Genomic DNA, 20,394 nt, shown 5'->3' with positions numbered 1-20,394 from the left:
TAATTAGGAGGATTAATATGAAAACTTATTTAGTTACCGGTGGAGCCGGCTTTATAGGGTCAAATTTTGTTCACTACATGCTTAATAAATATAAGGATATAAAGCTTATTAATCTTGACAAACTAACCTATGCAGGAAACCTTGAAAATTTAAAGACTGTAGAAGGAAACCCTAACTATGTCTTTGTTCAGGGAGACATCTGTGACAGGGAGTTTGTAGAAGGATTATTTGAAAAATATGATATAGATTATGTGGTTAACTTTGCAGCGGAATCCCATGTGGACAGAAGCATTACAAACCCTGAAATATTTGCTCAAACAAACTTTTTAGGAACTGTTACGCTTTTAAATGCCGCTAAGAAGGCTTGGGAAACAAAGGAAGGCTTTAAGCAGGGTAAAAAATTCCTTCAGGTTTCCACAGACGAGGTATACGGATCTTTAGGAGAAACAGGATACTTTACAGAAACTACTCCTTTAGACCCTCACAGCCCATATTCCTCCAGCAAAACCGGAGCGGATTTAATGGTTAAAGCTTACGCTGATACATATAAAATGCCTGTAAACATAACAAGATGTTCAAACAACTACGGACCATATCAGTTTCCGGAAAAGCTTATACCTCTTTTAATTAACAACTGTTTAAACAAGAAGACTCTTCCTGTTTATGGAGATGGTTTAAATATAAGAGACTGGCTTTATGTTGAGGATCACTGCAAGGCTATAGATATGGTTATTAATGACGGAAAGCTTGGAGAGGTTTATAATGTAGGCGGTCATAATGAAAGAACTAACATTCAGATAGTTAAAACCGTTATAGCATACCTAAATGAAAATGTAGATAAGGGTATAAGTGAAGACCTTATAAAATATGTAGAAGACAGAAAAGGACACGACAGAAGATACGGAATAGATCCTGAAAAGATTAAAAATGAATTAGGATGGTATCCAGAAACTACTTTCGAAGTAGGCATTAAAAAGACTATTCAGTGGTATCTTGATAACCAGGAGTGGATGAAGCACGTTACCTCCGGAGAATATCAAAATTATTATGACAAGATGTATGAAGGAAAGTAAGGTGTGTAGTTAATGGGTAACTTTAAATTTATAGAAACTCCTATAGAAGGGGTTTATATAATAGAACAGAAGGTTTTCGGAGATCATAGAGGCTATTTTATGGAAACTTATAATTATGAAAGCTTTAAGGAAGCTGGCCTTGATATGGTTTTTGTACAGGATAACCAATCAAAATCCAAAAAGGGAGTTTTAAGAGGAATGCATTTTCAAACCAAGCATCCTCAGGGAAAGCTTGTTAGAGTTATAAAGGGTGAGGTTTACGATGTTGCCATAGACCTTAGAAAAGGTTCAAAAACCTATGGTAAGTGGTACGGAGTACTTCTTTCAGAAGAAAATAAAAAACAGTTTTATGTTCCTGAAGGTTTTGCTCACGGATTCCTGGTTACCTCAGATGAGGCGGAATTCGTATATAAATGTACTGATTTCTATCATCCTGAATTTGAAGGGGGCATACTTTGGAATGACCCTGAAATAGGCATTGAATGGCCATTAGAAGGTATAGAAGAGGTGCTTTTATCTGAAAAGGATAAAAATGCTAAAACTTTAAATGAATCAAAAATAGAGTTTTAATAAATGCTTAATGACCATATTATAAGGCTATACAGATGGCTTTTATCAATATGGTCATAACTCTTATTAATGCTAATTGTTAAAATATACTTTAAAAGGTGATTAAATGATACAGCGAATAAAGGAAATATTAAAATATAAAGAGCTTCTGCAAAACCTTACTGTAAAGGAATTGAAGCTTAAATACAAAAACTCCGTATTGGGATTTTTTTGGTCCTTCTTAAACCCGCTTATGATGATGCTGGTATATACCTTTGCGTTTAAATATGTTTTAAGGGTAACTACAGAAAACTTCGCTGTGGTGCTGCTGGCAGGACTTCTGCCATGGACCTTTTTTCAAAACTCGATAAATTCAGCTACTACTTCCATTGTAAGTAATGGGAATCTTGTTAAAAAGGTATATTTTCCTAGAGAAATCATTCCACTATCAATGATTTTTTCTAACTTTATAAACTTTTTAATAACTTTTATAGTACTGTTTTTGGCTATTATGGTATTTAAAATAAAGATTGGTGCTGCCATAATACTTCTGCCAATAGTTCTGATTTTATTGTTGGGGATAACTATAGGTTTAAGCCTTATACTATCCTCATTAAATGTAATTTACAGAGATGTTTCTCATTTTGTGGAAATAATTTTTATGGCATGGTTTTATTTGACTCCAATAGTGTATTCCTTAGATTTAATACCGGCACAGTTTAGAGGGATAATACTCTTAAACCCTTTAGCTTTAGTGGTAGAAAGTGTAAGATCTACAGTACTTTATAATACTGTACCAAGCATTCATTTCTTTGCAGGGATGACCGCTTATGCTGTAATACTTATGTTTATAGGCTCGAAGGTATTTAGAAGTATTGAAAAAAGTTTTGCCGAAACAATATAATGTATAAAGTAGGAGATACTTATGACTGTAATAGAATTTAAAAATGTAAGTAAACACTTTAAAATATATCAAAATAGAAGCTATTCTATTAAAGAAAAATTTATAAACAAGGTTTTAAGCAGAAACAAGCTTGAGGTAAAAGAATTTTCTGTATTAGAAGATGCCAGTTTCCAGATAAAACAAGGAGAAACTATAGGTATAATTGGAGAAAATGGTACAGGAAAAAGTACTACATTAAAGCTTATATCAAAGATACTTTATCCGGATAAGGGTGAAATAGAAGTAAAGGGAAAGGTTTCTGCCCTTTTAGAGATAGGTGCAGGTTTTCAGCCGGATCTTACTGGTAGAGAAAATGTTTATCTTTATGGATCAATATTAGGCTTAAGCAAGGAAGAAATAAGCCGTCAATATGACAGCATTGTAGAGTTTTCAGAGCTCAGCAATTTTATGGATATGCCTGTTAAAAACTATTCTTCAGGTATGTATATGCGTCTTGCTTTTGCTGTAGCTATTAATGTAGATCCCGATATACTTCTCATCGATGAGGTTTTAGCAGTTGGTGACGAGAATTTTCAAAAGAAATGTATTGATAAGATTTTATCCTTTAAGCGAGATGGAAAAACTATCGTTTTTGTATCTCATGATATGAGTACAGTAAGAAAAATCTGCGATAGGGTATTTTTTATTAAAAGAGGCGGAATCATGCTGGAGGGTACCCCTGAGCAGATGATAGGTTTATATATGAAACTGGTTTATTCCAATGATGAAGATAAGGTGCAGGTAGAGCAGGAAATCAATGAAATGAAGGGAAAGGGCTTTGAGATAAAGGAAGTAGATTATAACCTGGATATTCATGAAGCTCAGGAGTATGTAGGCACCAATAGATTTGGAAATAAAAAATTAGAAATAACCAAGGTGTTTTTCTCCGATAGTTCTGGTCACGTGAGAAATAATTTCTACCCTGGTGAAAGCATAAGTGTAAATGTAGAATTTAAAAAGAATAAGGAGGTTAGTGATGCTGTCTTTGGATTTGCTATATACAGTGAAGAGGATTGGCATTTAGTGGGGCATAACTGTAAAAATGACGGCTTAATAATCACAGACATTAAAGAAAATAACCACATCAAACTAACCATAAGAAACCAAAGATTCCTTAAAGGGAAATATTATTTTACAGCAGCACTGCATAATTCCGATGAAACGGATCAATATGATTTTAGGGAAAGACATTTTTACTTCCAGATTATACAAGATGAAAGAACTGATACCGGTAAGATAAGGGTGGATTGTGATTGGAATCTTTAAGGTTTATCCAATAAGGAGGTATAGCTTTGGAATTAGGAAATGCAAGCTACAATAAGCTTTACGATAGAGAAGAAAAGCATTATGAAAATGCTGCAGAAAATATAGACCTTAACAATAGGAATAATTCTCTTACCTTAGTGGTAGATGCGGTAGAGCCTGGAACTACAGTGCTGGACGTAGGCTGCTCCTTCGGCTATATAGGAGAATGGCTTATAAAAAACAGAAACTGCAGCGTTTATGGAATAGATATAGATGAAACAGCATTAAAAGAAGTTAAAGAAAAAGGCTTTTATGAGGATGCTTACAATATAAATTTAGATGAAGTAAAGGATTATCACATAAGTGATAAAGAAATACCTCATGAAGAGCTTAACAGACTAATATCTTCTAAGGTAAAATTTGATTATATAATCTGTGCAGATGTTATAGAGCATTTTCAATATCCTACAGAAGCATTAAACCTTCTGGGAGCGCTCCTTAAGCATGAAGGAAAAATTGTGGTTTCTATTCCTAATATAAGCAATATGGATATTATTTTGAATCTTATAGAGGAAAGGTTTAATTACTCTGATAAAGGGATTTTAGATAATACCCATGCAAAGTTCTATACAGAAAAATCCTTCTTTGAATGGATTTACACTTCCAACAGCTTTTTTAAAGGATTTAAGCTGGATGTAGAAAAAATAGGATGTACCACTCATAGAACCGAGCTTGCAGAAAATCTGAAAAACAGGTTTCCATACCTTTATGATTTTATATATACTGCTAATCCTTCACTGGAGACCTTTCAAAATATCTTCCTTCTAAAAAGGATAGATAAGGACGACTCCGCTGCAGGATTAAACAGCCGGTTAGAAAGCTATAAAAAAATGCTTATAAGTGAATTCAATGGGAAAAATACAGGTAAGGTAAGTAAAAAAGTAAGCAGTGAAGCTCCTTTGGAGTTTAAGCTTATATCCCCTTCCAGACATTTAAAGAGCATTTCATTTCTTTTTGGGACACACAATAAAGTAACTAAGGGAAAGATAGATATTACCTTATATAATCAAAAGGAAAAGCAGGTTGTTGCAAAGAAAACCATTAGTTCTATAAATGTGAATGATAATGAATTTTATGAAGTGGATTTAGGAAGTTTGTATTTATCTCAAGAAAACTTATATTTTAAAATTGAAACGGATTTAAATGAACAGGAGGGCTTTTCCCTATATTTAAATGAAGAAGGAATCCCTTATACGAAGATTACATATTACGGGGAAGAATTTCATATAAGGAAAGCAGCAGAGGATTTCAGTATATTAAATTCTATGGAAATGCAGCTTAGAGAAAAATATAATTTGGGAAAATACTATAGAGAAAAACACAAAGCATTTAGAAATATTGAAGAGGATTATAAAAAGAAATTAAAATCTGGGGAAAATATGATTTCTGCAGAAGAGTATAACAGTCTTAAAAAAGAAAATTTAGAGCTTAGGAAAATGCTGCAGGTATTTATAATGGATTTAATCAAGTAATAGAAAGTCGGTGCATAATTTATGAAGGAACCTAAGGTAAGTTTTATTATTGTTAACTATAATGGAAAACATCATCTTAAAGAATGCTTTGAAACCATATATGATTTGGATTATCCAAAGGAAAAGCTTGAAATTGTTATGGTTGACAACGGTTCTAAGGATGGATCAATAGAGTTTGTTAAAAAGAATTTTTCTAAAGTAAAGATAATTAAAAATGAAAGTAATCTTGGATTTGCAAAGCCCAATAATCAGGGAGCAGCTATTGCAGAAGGCGAATATCTTGCTTTGATAAATAATGATATGAGAGTAAACAAGGACTGGCTTAGAACAATGCTTAAGACTTTGGAGGATGCCGGTGATGAAAGCTATGCCTGTGTAGGAAGCAAAATATTAAATTGGGACGGTACAAAGCTGGACTTTGCCGGAGGAGCAGTAAACTTCATGGGTTTTGGTTACCAGGATGACTATGGAATGCCTATTAAGGAAGCAAATAGCAAGTATAATACTGACAGAGATATACTTTTTGCCTGCGGAGGAGCTTTACTTATAGATAAGAAGGTTTTTTTAGAAATAGGAGGCTTTGACGAGGATTATTTTGCTTATTATGAAGATACAGATTTAGGCTGGAGACTGTGGGTTTTAGGCTATAAGGTTAGATTTAGTGCTAATTCTATATGCTATCACAAGCATAACAGTACTTCAAAGAGTTTTAATCAAAATAAAATGAAGGCTCTTTTTGAAAGAAATGCATTATTTTCCATATACAAAAATTATTCCAATGACAACTTTAATATAATTTTAAGCTCTATACTTTTAGCAGCTAACAGGCTTCAAAAGGATTTAAATATAAATGGTGAAGCATATGATATTAAGTCTATGGAAAGCCCTGAGCAGATTGTTAACTGCGATGATGAAAACTTCACTACTTTAGTGGCATTAAATGAATTATTAAAAAATATATCTGTGATGTCTAAAAAGCGTGAATTTATACAGTCAAACAGAAAGGTAAGAGACGAGGATTTAGCGCATTTATTTACAAGACCTCTTCTTCCTTTCCCTTTAAAATATTTCCACGATTTTGAGTATCTTAAAAATATCCAAAGTATAATGGATACTTTTAAAGTTGATAAGGTATTTAATACTAAATTTAGAAGGAAGATACTCTTAATAGCGGGGGATAAGGTAGGTAAAAAGATGGCTGGACCTGGCATAAGGTACTGGGAATTCGGAAAACAGCTTGCAGTAGATAACGATGTGGTATTAGCTGTACCTAACCCAGTAAGCCCTGAAATGAACAGTGCGTACCTTACTCTTATTGAATATAACCCTCAAGCACCTCAGTCTGTAGCTTCTTTAGCCAATGACAGCGATATAATCATACTTCACGGTACAATTATGGAGCAGGTTCCGGAGCTTAAAGATACAAGCAGGAATAAGGTTCTTATAGTGGATATATATGATCCTTTTGTTATAGAAAATCTTGAGATATATAAAAATAAGGATATGCGTATAAGGGTAGCGGACAATGAAATAACCTCCAAGGTGCAGATTGATCAGCTGGAACTGGGAGATTATTTTATATGCGCCAGTGAAGCTCAAATGAACTTCTGGATTGGTATGTTGGCAGCTCTTAGAAAAATTACTCCTGAAGAATACGATCTATCTTCTGATTTAAGTAAGCTTATAGGAAGCGTTCCTTTTGGCATAAGCGTTGAAGAGCCTAAGCACACCAGAAGTGCTATGGGAGAGAAGGTAGGCAATTTAAAGCCTGAGGATAAGGTGTTTATTTGGGGAGGGGGAATATGGAATTGGTTTGATCCCCTGACAATTATTAAAGCTATTTATGAGATTTCTAAGGAAAGAGATGATATTAAGCTGTTTTTCTTAGGAGTTAAGCACCCTAACCCTGCAGTTCCTGAAATGGAAATGACTAATAAAGCCATAGAGCTTGCAGAGGAGCTTGGCATAAAGGATAAATACATATTCTTTAACATGGACTGGGTAGATTATGAAGATAGGCAAAATTTTCTTCTTGAATCCTATGGAGGAGTAAGCTGTCATTTCAAAAATCTTGAAACCAGATTTTCCTTCAGAACCAGAATACTTGATTACTTATGGGCAAGACTGCCTATCATAGCTACTGAAGGAGATTATTTTGCTTCAGAGGTAGAAAAGCATAATTTAGGTTTGGTGGTAGGCTATGAAAATACTGAGGATATGAAAAATGCTCTTATAAAGCTCTGCGATGACAAAGAGTTTTATGAAAACTGCAGAGCTAACATTGATACCTACAGAGAAAATTATAAGTGGGATAAGGTGACAAAACCTCTTATTGATTTCTGTAACAATCCTGTGAAAAAGTCACTATCCAGAAATTTAGAAAGCTTCTGGGATATAGAACAGGCAGCAAAGGATTCAGTAACGGGAGAATTCACAAATAAAGAAAAAATAGGACAAAAATTTAGATGCAGGTATCCAAATTTAACTGCAGTTGAAGTGTTCATTGCCACATATAAAAGAACGAATAACCATATGCTGAATTTTAAGCTTTTTGATGCGGCTACAGATATTTTAGTTGCAGAAAAAGAGTTTAATGCTTTGGATCTTGTTGATAATACCTGGATTAATATTACCTTTGATCCTATACTTAACTCAGAAGGAAGAGATTTTTATTTCTACTTTGAAAGTCAAGGTGCTTCAGAGGGTAACAGCATTACTTTATGGAAGAGTTCTTCAGAAAATGCCTATGGTTCAATTTGGAAGGACGGGGAGCTTGAAAGTGGTAATTTGACCTTCAGGACAGAGGTTATCTTTTCTATTAAGCCTTTAGCTGCAGGTATAACACTGCCGGATATTTCAGGAAATAATAATCCTTTATCCCAGCTTTCTATGGAAGAGCTGCATAAAATAATCAATAATGCAAGAGTGGTAAGAAAGACAGGAACAGGAGTAAATTCAGCAGAGCTAGGTGAAATGAAGCGTTGTATTTCTGACCTATTAATAAATGTCAACAATATAAATAGCTGGATTCAAAATAGAAACAAGAGGCTAAGAATAGTGAAAAAACCTGTATCACTACTTAAAAAGCTGTTTAGGAGAAAGTAATATGAAAAAAGTAACTCTTATAAGTCCCGATATCATTGCAAAAAAAATGGCAGGACCGGGTATAAGATATTTTAATTTTGCAAAGGAGCTTTCCTGCTCTCTTGAGGTCACATTGTTTGTTCCAAATAAAGAAACAGATATAGATTTTAGTGAATATGACTTTAAGGTTATTAAGGGAGATATTTCAGAGCTGAAGGAAGCCTGTGAAGCTTCAGATTCTATAGTAATACAGGGGATAGCCTTAAGGCTGTACCCCTTTCTTAAAAAAATTAATAAGCCCATAGCTGTGGATATATATGATCCTATTACCCTTGAAAATCTTGAGCTTAGGAAAAATATGAGTTTAAGAGACAGAATAGATTATCATGAGACGGATTTAGAGCTTATCTTAGAGCAGCTTGCTCAGGGAGACTTTTTTATCTGTGCCAGTGAAAAGCAGAAGGATTATTGGATGGGAATGCTTGCAGCGGTGAACAGGGTGAATCCCGCCACCTATAATGAAGATGTCAATATGAAAAAGCTTATTGGTGTGGTTCCCTTCGGGTTAAATAATGAAGCTCCTATAAAGACTAAAAAGGTATTAAAGGGAGTATGGAAAAATATCGCTGAAGAAGATAAGGTTATAATATGGGGAGGGGGAATCTGGAACTGGTTTGACCCTCTTACCCTTATTGAAGCCATGAATATTATAAAAAATACCCGTCAGGACGTTAAGCTCTTTTTCATGGGTATAGGTCACCCTACTGTTAACATAGATATTTCCACTGCAGAGCAGTGCATAGAATTAAGTAAAAAATATGACTTATTTGATAAAAATATATCTTTTAATGACTGGGTACCCTATGAAGAAAGACAAAATTACCTCTTAGAGTCCGACATTGGCATAAGTACATATTTTAATAATTTAGAAACAAGATTTTCCTTCAGAACCAGGATACTTGATTATTTATGGTGTAATCTGCCCATGATATTAACCAGAGGAGATTTTATGGCAGAAATGGCGGAAAGAGAAAATATAGGTCTGTGCCATGATGAAAAGAATGCTGAAGAGCTTGCAGAAGTGATCTTGAAGCTTTTAGAGGATAAAGACCTTTATAATAAATGCAGAGAAAATATTGAAAAGCTTAAAGAGGAATATAAGTGGAAAAATGCTGTAGAAGATTTGAGAAATTTTTGCAAAGCACCATATATTTCTCAGGATAAGCAGCTTAAGGTTAATTTTAATTATAAAGAGAGCTTATCCAAGAAACTAAAATATTATTATGTAAGGGCTAAAAATAAGATTAAAAGGATTATTAAAAAGCTCATTAAAAGATAATGGAGCTTATATTATATTTAATTATAATAAGGAGATACCGCTCCCTTTTTAAAGTTAATTAGGAGGACATAATGAAGAGAAAAAGTTTGTTTATTTTTACTCTTGCTCTTCTTTTATTTGTACTTTTTCAATTTGGAGAATTATTTTATAAGATATCTTCAAAACATGAATATAACAATACTGTTCAAAATCTAGGAGAAGAAGTAATAGGAGAAATATATGGAGCAATTGAAGTAGGACAAAGTTTTATATCAAATGAAGATAATATTTCTTCAGTTGAAGTGTTGATGGGGACATTTGGAAGAAATAATTTTAGTACTATTGAATATGGAATCAAGGATAATGAGACAGGACAAATTATAGAAGTACATAATGAGGATGCCTTTTTAGTTAAAGATAATGAGTACCATAAATTTAAATTCAATAATTTAAAAAATACAAAAAACAGGGAGTATTATTTTTATATAAAGATTCCAGATGCTGACTACAATAATTCTGTTACTATATATAAAAGCAAATCCGATGCTTATAAGGATGGATATTTATATTTAAACGGAAAATCAGAAAGCGGAGATATGGCATTAAAAATAAACAGTAAGGAAGCTTATCCAAGAACTTATACTGTCATTATTATATTTATAGGTCTCCTAGGTCTTGTGTTTTTCTGGTACATTGCTTGCAGGATAAAAAGTTTTAAGATAGAAAACGTAGTGTTTACGCTGATTCTGGCTTTTGGAATAATTATGATGTTAATTATGCCTCCTCTTCAGGCTCCTGACGAACCTGTTCATTTTTACAGAGCTTATGAGATTTCACAAGGAGGAATGGTAACAGATAACACCTCTGAAGGGGTAGGCAGCTATTTACCTAAGAGTATACAAAAGATGGAAGACTTATTGGAAGCTAAAAGAATATCTTTTAATCCTTATGAAAAAGTCAATTTTGAAGGTTTTAAGGAAGCTTTAAAGGAACCTCTAAATAAAAAAGATAAGGAATTTTATGTTTACCCCAGCGCTGCTGTATATGCTCCTGTTCAGTATATACCTCAAAGTATAGGTATAGCTTTAGGAAATTTATTAAATCTTCCTGTACTTATGGTGTTTTACTTAGGCAGACTGGCAAATCTCATCGTTTGGGCTCTTTTAATCCGATATGCTTTAAAAATTGTTCCCTTCGGGAAAAATATACTGGCAATCACCGCTTTGTTTCCTGTATGTCTTCAGCAGGCAGCGTCAATATCTCCAGATGCTATGCTTAATGGAATATCCATTTTATTTATTGCCTATACATTAAGCCTCAGTGAATCTAAAGAGGAGCTTAACATTAAGCATAAATTATTAATTCTGGCTATGGCTGTATTTATAACCTTAAGTAAAATAGTATATCTTCCTATAGTATTAATATTCTTTCTTATTCCCAAAGAAAGATTTAAGAATGGAAATCATTATGTTATCTTTATAGTATTGGTTGGTATAATAAGCTTATTAATAACCGGATCTTGGATGAAGTATGTGGATACTAGACTTGGTTTAGATTTTGCTCCTTTTTTAGGAGTAAATACTGGAATGCAGATTAAATATGCTCTTACCCATCCCTTCAGATATGCATTTATTATTAGGAATACCTTATTTATGTATTCTGAGGCTTATATAGAGGGTGCTATAGGTAATTTAGGCTGGCTTGATACAATGCTTCCTTACTCTGTTATATATTCATTATTTTTCACTTCTATCTTTGTTTCGGTAACTTCAGATATGCCGAAGCATAGAAAACAGAGAATTTTATTTATATTCATATTTGTTACAAGTGCCTTGCTTATTCTTTCATCCCTTTATGCAGGTTGGACTCCCGTAGCGCACGAAATTATAGCAGGAGTTCAAGGGAGGTACTTTATACCTGTGATTCCACTGCTTTTAATGTTTATACCAAACCTAAAGGTGCAGATGTCTAGGGTGAATTTTAACAGGTATTTGTATGTCTATATAAATTGGACACTTTTATATACCATGTTAATAGTAATAGAAAGATATTATATTTAATGGGAAGGTAGTGATGAAGTTTGGAAAAGGTTTTGCTTATCATACCCGCTTACAACGAGAGCAAGAATATACCGCGTCTTATAGAAAGTATTAATGCATTAAACGAAGGGTATGATATTCTGGTAGTAAATGACTGCTCTACGGATAATACAAAAAATGTATGCAGAGAATTAGGAGTAAATACTATAAATCTTCCTGCCAATCTTGGTATAGGCGGGGCTATGCAGACAGGATATAAATATGCATATTATAATAATTATGACATAGCAGTACAGGTAGATGGTGATGGGCAGCATAATCCTATATACATAAAAGATGTTATAAGAGAAGTAAAAAGCGGATATAACATGTGTATAGGATCTAGATTCATTAATAAAGAAGGCTTTCAATCTACTTTGATGAGGAGAGTAGGTATAACTTACTTTAATTACTTAATTAAAATGCTTACAGGAATATCTATTACAGATCCTACTTCAGGGTTTAGAGCAGCGGATAAAACTACAATTAATCTGTTTAGAAAATACTATCCTGTAGATTATCCAGAACCAGAAACAGTAGTTCTGCTTAAAAAGAATGGATTAAAAATTAAAGAAATACCAGTAATTATGAATGAAAGATTAGAAGGGAAATCTTCCATAGATTCCTTTAAATCAATTTATTATATGATTAAGGTAAGTGTAGCTATATTGATTACAGCTATGTCTTCCTATAAGGAGGTATAATATGGATAGAGTGCTTCAACTGATGCTTATAGCTGCTGCAATACTCTTTGCTATCTATATAATAGCTATGGTTAACAGGAGAAAGCTTCAGCTAAAATATACTTTAACCTGGCTGCTTGTAAGTGTTATATTTATACTCATATCGATTTTTCCAAAACTGGTTTTTACATTTTCAAGGATTCTTCATATAGTAGAGCCGGTAAATGCCCTTTATTTTATAATAATAAGCTTCCTTCTGATTATTGTATTTACCTTAACAAGAGCTGTATCCAACTACTCCACTAAAGTTAAGGATTTGACTCAGGAGCTTGGAATACTTAAAAATTATTTAGAAAATCAAGAATCTCATAAATAAAATGAGGTATTTATTATGATCAGTGTAGTCATACCAAACTATAATGGATTAAATTATCTTCCAAATTGTATAAGTTCCTTATATAACCAAAGTTTAAAACCGGAGGAAATCATAATTGTAGATAACAATTCTACTGATGGAAGTCTGGAGTTTATAAAAGAAAATTATCCGGATATAATTCTTATATCCTTAAAGGAAAACTATGGATTCAGCAGAGCTGTAAATGAAGGGATATTAAAGAGTAAAAATCCCTTCGTGGTTCTTCTGAATAATGATACAGAAGCAGAAGAAACATGGCTTGAAAATCTTTATAAATGTATCAGTGCCAGGGATGATATTTTCTCCTGCAGCAGTAAAATGCTTAGATATGACCATAGAGAAATAATAGATGATGCAGGGGATGGATATACACTCTTGGGATGGTCTGTAAAGCATGGTGATGGTAAAAATTTCAGGACTTTTTCTGAAGACAGAGAGATTTTCAGCTCCTGTGCAGGAGCTGCTATATATAGAAGGGAAGTATTTCAAAGTATTGGTTATTTTGATGAAAGCTTTTTTGCGTATCTGGAAGATATAGATATAGGCTATAGAGCTAAAATACATGGTTATAAAAATATGTATGCAAGCAAGGCTGTGATTTATCATAAAGGCAGCGGCACCAGTGGAAGCAGATATAACAGCTTTAAAACTAAGCTTGTACCTAGAAATAATATATTATTAATATATAAAAATATGCCTGTAATTCAGCTTATAATAAATTTACCTTTTATACTATTAGGTTATTTTATAAAGCTTTTATTTTTTTCATGCAAATCTTTAGGAAAAGATTATATTCAAGGAATAGTTTCAGGTTTAAAGCTTATAAAGAAAACGAAAAAGGTTAGTTTTAACAAAAAGAATCTTAGGAATTACTTTATAATTCAATGGTTTTTAATTAAAGAAAGCTTTGCGTTGATTATTAAGTAGTCTGGATAACTAAAATTCATAGGTTAGGGTGGATTATAATGGATATTTCGATAATCATAGTAAGTTATAATACTAAACAATTAACATTAGATGCTATAGAGTCTGTATTTAAAACTACCAAGAATGTTAGTTATGAAATTTTTGTTGTTGATAATGCTTCTAAAGACGGAAGTGTAGAAGCCATTAAAAAGAGCTACGGTGATAAGGTTAAACTTATAGAAAACAAAGAAAATCTTGGCTTTTCTGCTGCTAACAACATGGCTATAAAAAAATCACAGGGCAGATATATTTTGTTGCTAAATTCAGATACCATAGTAAAAAATGATACCATTGCTAAAACTATAGCTTATATGGATGATAATACGGAAGCCGGTGTATTAGGTTGCAAGGTTCTCCTCAGAGACGGTAAATTGGATAAGGCCTGTAAAAGAGGGTTTCCCACCCCTTGGAATTCCTTTAGCTATCTATTAAAGCTTGATAAAATATTTCCCGGGGATAAGAGATTTGGAGGATATCATCTTACATATATTAATGAGAATGAAACAGCAGAGGTAGACTGCGTAATGGGTGCTTATATGCTCTTAAGAAAAGAGATTATAGAAAGTGTAGGACTTCTAGATGAGACCTTCTTTATGTACGGTGAAGACGTGGACTGGTGCTATAGAATTAAGGAAGCAGGGTGGAAAATAATATACTATCCGGAAGCTGAAATAATACATTATAAAAAAGCAAGCAGTGCAAAAAAAGGAACAAAGACAATTATAGAGTTTTATCGAGCAATGTATATATTTTACAACAAACATTTTAAAGAAAAATATAACATTTTTATTTCTTTTTTGATATACTTAGGTATAGTGGTGCAGTTGTTGTTAGCTTTAACAAAAAATTTATTTAAATCAAAAAAATCTTTCCAGTTATGAACATAGGGGGATTTTAATCGAAAATTAAATAAAGGGGGGATTAAATGAATAAGAGCAAAAAAAATGCTTATGTGGTTACCTTTGCTATAACTCTGTCCGCTTACAGCTTTACAGCTTTAAGTGCACCGCTGGCAGCATATGCAGTAACCTCACAAGCGGTTCTATCGCCTATAACGGCCATAGACACACCAGGGATAAATCAAAATATCTATGGAAATGTAGATATTGTCGGCTGGGCCTTAAACAAATCAGGAATAGAAAAAATTAATGTTCTGGTTGACGGAAAATATGTAGGACAAACTACTCTTCAGCTTTTAAGGCCGGATGTTAATAAAATCTATTCTCAATATGGTCAAGGTGATAAGGTAGGATTTAAATATACCCTTTCAACATCAAACCTTACAGCAGGATCACATAAAATTACTGCAGAAGCTGTGGGTAAAGATGGAACAAAACATAGGGAAGACAGATATGTTAATATACAGAACGCAAAATGGAATCCTATCACAGCTATAGACGAACCAGGCCTAAATGCATCAACATTAGAAAACAGCATAAAGGTAAGTGGATGGGCAATAAATAGCTCAGGAGTTAAAAATATACGTTTGCTTTTAGATGGCAAACTAATTGCAAATCTTCAGCCTACCATTGATCGACCAGATGTACAAAAGGTATATTCAAGCTACAACCTTCCTAGCAAAATTGGATATCAGCATACTATTGATATTACCAATGAAATTCCCGGTAAGAAAACCATAACCGTAGAGGTAGAAGGAAAGGATGGCACTAAACATTCTGAAAAAAGAATCCTTTCAGTAAAAGAGGGGAATTGGAAGCCGATTACGGCTATAGATAACCCAGGGCTTAACTTTACTACCGGTGGGGATTCTTTAAAGATAACAGGATGGGGTATAAATCCATCAGGGGTAAAAAATATTAAGATTTATCTTGATGATAGGTTTGTTTCAGATGTAAAACCTACAATATCGAGACCTGATGTGCAGAAGGCCTATTCCAGCTATGGTTTACCGGTAAAACTGGGATATGAATATAACTTGAATTTATCCGATGCAGCCAGCGGAAGAAGAAAGATTACCGTTGAAGTAGAAGGTAATAATGGATTAAAGCATACTGATACCCGATACTTTACAATTGATAGATGGAGTCCGATTACAGCTATAGATAATCCTGGTTTAAATGCATCCACTACTGCAAATACCATAAATATTTCCGGATGGGGAATAAATCCTTCTGGAGTGAAAAACATTAAGATATATGTTGACGGTACACTAAAGACTACTATGGTTCCTAATGTGGACAGGCCTGATGTAAAAGCTGTATATTCTAAATATAATCTACCGGTGAACATAGGATATTCCTATACTTTAGATTTAAATACTGTACCTGCCGGTGCTCGAAACATAACGGTAGAAGTTATCGGAAACAACGGTACAGAGAAATCAGAAGTCAGACCTCTAAAGGTAGTTAAATGGAATCCTGTTACCGCTATAGATGCTCCGGGACTGAATGAAACCAAGGAATATAGTAACCTAAAGGTTTCAGGTTGGGCAATCAATCATTCAGGAGTAAAAATAGTTAAGATATTAGTAGATGACAAATATATAGGTGAAGTTAGGCCAACCATTGACAGACCTGACGTTAAAGCTGCTTTTCCATCCTATAACCTGCCGGTAAGGACAGGATATGAATATACTATACCTTACTCTAAGCTTCCTGTAGGAACCAGAAAAATAACAGCTGAGGTTCATGGAAATGACGGCAGCATCCATAAGGAAAACAGAACAGTAACTATAAAATCATTAGGTGCAGTGAGTAAAATTGAAACCCCTTCAGTAAATCAAAGCTTTAACAACAGTAATGTTACTGTTAAGGGATATGCACTACAAAATACTAAAGTAGTATCCGCTAATATTTATATTGATAATGATCTTATGGGAACAACAGAGGTAAATAAGCCAAGAGCAGACATAGCTTCTAAATATCCTCAATATAATCAGTCAAACAGCGGATTTGAATATGTAATACCTGCAAATAATATTAAGCCGGGAAGCCATACATTAAAGGTTGAATTCACAGGCACAGACGGCACTAAGTCCGTTCAGACTACAAGCTTTAAAATGGTTAAGGCTGAGCCTGTAATGAACGTTGAATCACCTACAAATAATATGGTTACCGTTGAATCTGCACTTAACGTAAGCGGATGGGCATTAAATGCTTCAGGTGTAAAAGAAGTACAGATATCCTTAGATGGAAAATATAAGGGTAATGCTTCTCTAAATCAATCCAGACCGGATGTAGGAAATGCGTATCCAAGCTATGTTAACAGTAAAAACAGCGGATATTCCTATAAGCTTAATTTAGAAGGCTTAGCTTTTGGCGGTCATAACATAACGGTAAAAGTAATCGGTAATGATGGAACGGTACAAACTCAAAGCAGAAACTTTAATGTAAATGGAAAAATATCCTATACCTCCTATCCTCAAACCTTAGATTATTATATAGACAGAGAAATTAGAGAAGGCGCTCCTGTAGTTTATTACAGTGGTTCTAATAATAGGCCTGCTACCAGAGAAGATGTAGCTCGATATATGAATCCTGATAATTTCTTCAGCGATGAAACTTCAAGGCTCATGTTTATGAAGCTTACATATTTTGATGGTATCACAGCATCTAATTTAAACAGTGCTCTGCAGAATAAAGGGGTACTGACCAATAAAGGATCAGTATTTTTAGAAGCGGGCAGAGCAGCAAATGTCAATCCCATATACCTAGTTTCTCATGCTCTTTTAGAAACCGGCAATGGAGGTTCTAAACTTGCTAACGGTGTACTGGTAGAATCGGTAGACGGCATTCCTGTAACTCCAAGAGTGACTTACAATGTTTATGGAATAGGTGCTAAAGACAGCGATGCTTTAAGGCTAGGATCAGAATATGCATACAAACAGGGCTGGTTTAGTGTTGATGCTGCAATAAAAGGCGGAGCTGCATGGATAGGTAAAGGATATATAACTAATTCTTATTACAAGCAGGACACCTTATATAAGATGAGATACAATTTAAATGATAAGGACTACTGGCATCAGTATTCCACAGATGTAGCTTGGGCATATAAGCAGACTTCAAGAATGAAGACTCTTATAGATCAAATGGGAAGACCTGCATTATACTTTGAACTTCCTGTGTTCAAGCGCTAACTAAGGAGGAAACAATGATAAAAAGTAAACTTTTATCAATATCATTGGGAGCTTTATTGTTTATAAATACCGTTCCCTATGTGGCTCATGCGGTGGGAGAAACTGCTATAGTCACAGCAAAATCAACATCTTTAATGGCTGTTGATGCACCTTTAAATAACGCTACAGCTTCTTCAGGAATAAAGGTAGAAGGCTGGGCTTTATCAAAAGCAGGAGTGAAATCCATAAATATTTACATGGATGGAAGCCTGCAGGGAACTACTACAGCAAACCTAAGCAGACAGGATGTAAATGCTGTGTACCCAGGATATCCCGGAGGAGATAAAAGCGGATATAGCTATAACCTTGATGTTTCAAAAGCTGCTGAAGGCAGTCATAAAATCATGGTAGAAGTAGTAGGTAATGATGGAAGTAAGATTAATGAAGTCAGAATCATATCTGTAGTGAAAAATGGGAAAACTAAGATGAGCATAGATGCTCCTCTTCCTGAGGAAAGAGTTTTTTCAAATAAAACCACTCTTACAGGATGGGCTTTGAATCTTATAGGGGTAGAGAAAATTAATTTCTACCTAAATGGAAAATATAAAGGACAAACAGTTCCTAATATAAGCAGGCAGGATGTTCTTAATGTTTATCCTGATTATAAAGCTAACAATCCTAAAAGTGGATATTCCTATGCTATGGATATTTCAGACAAGCTCCCCGGAAAAAATAAAATAACTGTTGAAGTAATTGGGAAGGATGGCAGTAAGACTAAGGAAGACAGATATGTATTCGTTCCTGATATGACACTTCCTATAAGAACTGCCATAGATAAGCCTCTTACATCAGATGTTCTTGGAGCTTCTACCTTCAACATGAGTGGATGGGCTCTTCATCCTGCAGGAATTAAAAGCCTGAAGATATATGCTAACAATAAATTAGTGATGACTGCAGTACCTAATGTGGAAAGGCCTGATGTAACAAAAGCCTTTCCCGGATACGAAATAGGCACAAAAGTAGGATATTCAGTAACCCTTAAAAAAGAATGGTTCAACTCAGGAACCAATACATTAACTTTAGAAGTAGTAGGTAATGATGGAACAAGCAAAAAGGAAGATAGGGTTATTAATTTAACTAATCTTAACCTCTCCATGAGAACCAGTATAGATACACCTTTATCTACAGATAAATTTAATAATGCTGATGTTAATGTAAAAGGCTGGGTTTTACATCCTGCAGGAATAAAAACCATAAACATTTATGTAAATGACAATCATAACGGAAGCCTTGTTCCTAATGTTGACAGGCCTGATGTTACAGCAATGTACAAAGGCTATCCTGACGGTAATAAAGTTGGATACAGCTACAGGATAAGCAGAGATTCCATACCTGCAGGGGTAAATAAGCTTTCTGTTGAAGTGGTAGGTCAAGATGGAACTAAAAAAAGAGAAGACAGAACCTTTACTATGGTGAAGCCAAGATATGATATGGCAGTAGATACTCCTAGGGCAGATTCCTATGTTGATGGAAATAAACTCACCATATCAGGATGGGCTTTAAGTCCTTCAAAAGTTAAAGAGCTTCATTTGTATATAGATGGTAAGTTTATAGGAAAAACAGGTCTTACAGTGAGCAGACCGGATGTAAATAATGCTTTTCCAGGTTATCCTCAGGGAAATATGGTAGGATACAAAATGGAAGCGGATATAACCAGCTTCTCCCAAGGAAAGCATACCCTTGAGGTTTATGCATTCAGTAATGACGGACATCTGGAATATAGATTTATTCCTTTTTACAAAGGAAGCAGGAAAACTATAGTTATAGATCCCGGCCATGGAGGTTCTGATCCAGGAGCTATAGCCACTCATAACGGTATAAAGTACGAGGAGGCAAAGCTAAACCTGGCTATATCCTTAAAGCTTAAGTCAAAGCTTGAAAGTGCAGGATATAAGGTTGTTATGACCAGAACCTTAGATAATCAGGGATTAAGTCTTCAAGACAGAACAAATATTGCAAACAATTCAGGAGCAATATTCTTTATAAGCATACATCATGATTCCTATAACAGTTCTGCTAAAGGATCAAGTTCTCATTACAGTACCTGGAGACCTAATATTGATAATTCAGGTGTATATGAGTCTGGTGGCATAAAATATGATAAAACACCTTCAAAGCCAGCAGCTGACAGTAAGGTTATTGCAGACAGAATGGCATCAGCAGTATCTGCCGTTGGCTTCTACAATAGAGGATCAAGAGATCATAATCTATATGTAACAAGAAATACTAATATGGCATCGGTACTTATGGAGTACGGTTTTATCACAAATGCTTATGATATTATGAATATTACAAATCCTTTTAAGCAGGATATGACTGCTCAGCAGATATTTAACACAATAAATAATTTCTATAAATAAAAAAAAGCAAGAG

Annotated in this window: 14 protein-coding genes; all 14 read left to right on the top strand. The window is 34.1% G+C overall.

Annotation, left to right across the window (positions count from 1 at the left end; genetic code table 11):
* The first annotated feature begins 17 nt into the window (after positions 1–17).
* Positions 18–1,073, top strand: a complete 1,056-nt coding sequence (gene rfbB / locus TA89_RS11895) for a dTDP-glucose 4,6-dehydratase (RefSeq protein WP_040213633.1) — start codon at positions 18–20, stop codon at positions 1,071–1,073.
* Between the two features lie 12 nt (positions 1,074–1,085).
* A complete protein-coding gene (gene rfbC, locus TA89_RS11890; RefSeq protein ID WP_040213631.1) occupies positions 1,086–1,643 on the top strand; it encodes a dTDP-4-dehydrorhamnose 3,5-epimerase in 558 nt (185 codons plus the stop codon).
* A 106-nt stretch (positions 1,644–1,749) separates the two neighbouring features.
* Positions 1,750–2,526: an ABC transporter permease gene (locus TA89_RS11885; RefSeq protein ID WP_040213628.1), complete on the top strand. Its 777-nt coding sequence runs from the start codon at positions 1,750–1,752 to the stop codon at positions 2,524–2,526.
* 21 nt (positions 2,527–2,547) lie between these two features.
* Positions 2,548–3,831 (top strand): ABC transporter ATP-binding protein, encoded by a 1,284-nt coding sequence (locus TA89_RS11880; RefSeq protein WP_040213626.1) that lies wholly within the window; start codon positions 2,548–2,550, stop codon positions 3,829–3,831.
* Between the two features lie 26 nt (positions 3,832–3,857).
* Positions 3,858–5,342 carry a class I SAM-dependent methyltransferase gene (locus TA89_RS11875; protein ID WP_040213625.1) on the top strand — a complete coding sequence of 495 codons (1,485 nt, stop codon included), beginning with the start codon at positions 3,858–3,860 and terminating at the stop codon, positions 5,340–5,342.
* Positions 5,343–5,363: 21 nt separating this feature from the next.
* Positions 5,364–8,447 carry a glycosyltransferase gene (locus TA89_RS11870; RefSeq protein WP_040213624.1) on the top strand — a complete coding sequence of 1,028 codons (3,084 nt, stop codon included), beginning with the start codon at positions 5,364–5,366 and terminating at the stop codon, positions 8,445–8,447.
* A 1-nt stretch (position 8,448) separates the two neighbouring features.
* Positions 8,449–9,765 carry a glycosyltransferase gene (locus tag TA89_RS11865; RefSeq protein WP_040213622.1) on the top strand — a complete coding sequence of 439 codons (1,317 nt, stop codon included), beginning with the start codon at positions 8,449–8,451 and terminating at the stop codon, positions 9,763–9,765.
* A gap of 71 nt (positions 9,766–9,836) precedes the next feature.
* Positions 9,837–11,804, top strand: a complete 1,968-nt coding sequence (locus TA89_RS11860; RefSeq protein ID WP_040213620.1) for a DUF2142 domain-containing protein — start codon at positions 9,837–9,839, stop codon at positions 11,802–11,804.
* 20 nt (positions 11,805–11,824) lie between these two features.
* On the top strand, positions 11,825–12,526 hold the full coding sequence (locus tag TA89_RS11855; RefSeq protein ID WP_040213618.1) for a glycosyltransferase family 2 protein: 702 nt from the start codon (positions 11,825–11,827) through the stop codon (positions 12,524–12,526).
* A gap of 1 nt (position 12,527) precedes the next feature.
* Positions 12,528–12,881: a DUF2304 domain-containing protein gene (locus TA89_RS11850; RefSeq protein ID WP_040213617.1), complete on the top strand. Its 354-nt coding sequence runs from the start codon at positions 12,528–12,530 to the stop codon at positions 12,879–12,881.
* Positions 12,882–12,896: 15 nt separating this feature from the next.
* Positions 12,897–13,847 (top strand): glycosyltransferase family 2 protein, encoded by a 951-nt coding sequence (locus TA89_RS11845; RefSeq protein ID WP_040213615.1) that lies wholly within the window; start codon positions 12,897–12,899, stop codon positions 13,845–13,847.
* Between the two features lie 38 nt (positions 13,848–13,885).
* On the top strand, positions 13,886–14,767 hold the full coding sequence (locus tag TA89_RS11840; protein WP_040213613.1) for a glycosyltransferase family 2 protein: 882 nt from the start codon (positions 13,886–13,888) through the stop codon (positions 14,765–14,767).
* Between the two features lie 44 nt (positions 14,768–14,811).
* Entirely contained in the window at positions 14,812–17,982 is a 3,171-nt protein-coding gene (locus TA89_RS17775; RefSeq protein ID WP_052447472.1) for an Ig-like domain-containing protein, read from the top strand.
* A gap of 14 nt (positions 17,983–17,996) precedes the next feature.
* Positions 17,997–20,381, top strand: coding sequence for an N-acetylmuramoyl-L-alanine amidase (locus TA89_RS11830; protein ID WP_040213611.1), 2,385 nt, complete (start codon positions 17,997–17,999; stop codon positions 20,379–20,381).
* Positions 20,382–20,394 lie beyond the last annotated feature (13 nt).

It is taken from the genome of Clostridium polynesiense (assembly GCF_000820705.1).
GTDB classification, from domain to species: domain Bacteria; phylum Bacillota; class Clostridia; order Clostridiales; family Clostridiaceae; genus Clostridium_AA; species Clostridium_AA polynesiense.
This window is presented reverse-complemented; position numbering and strand designations above follow the sequence as displayed.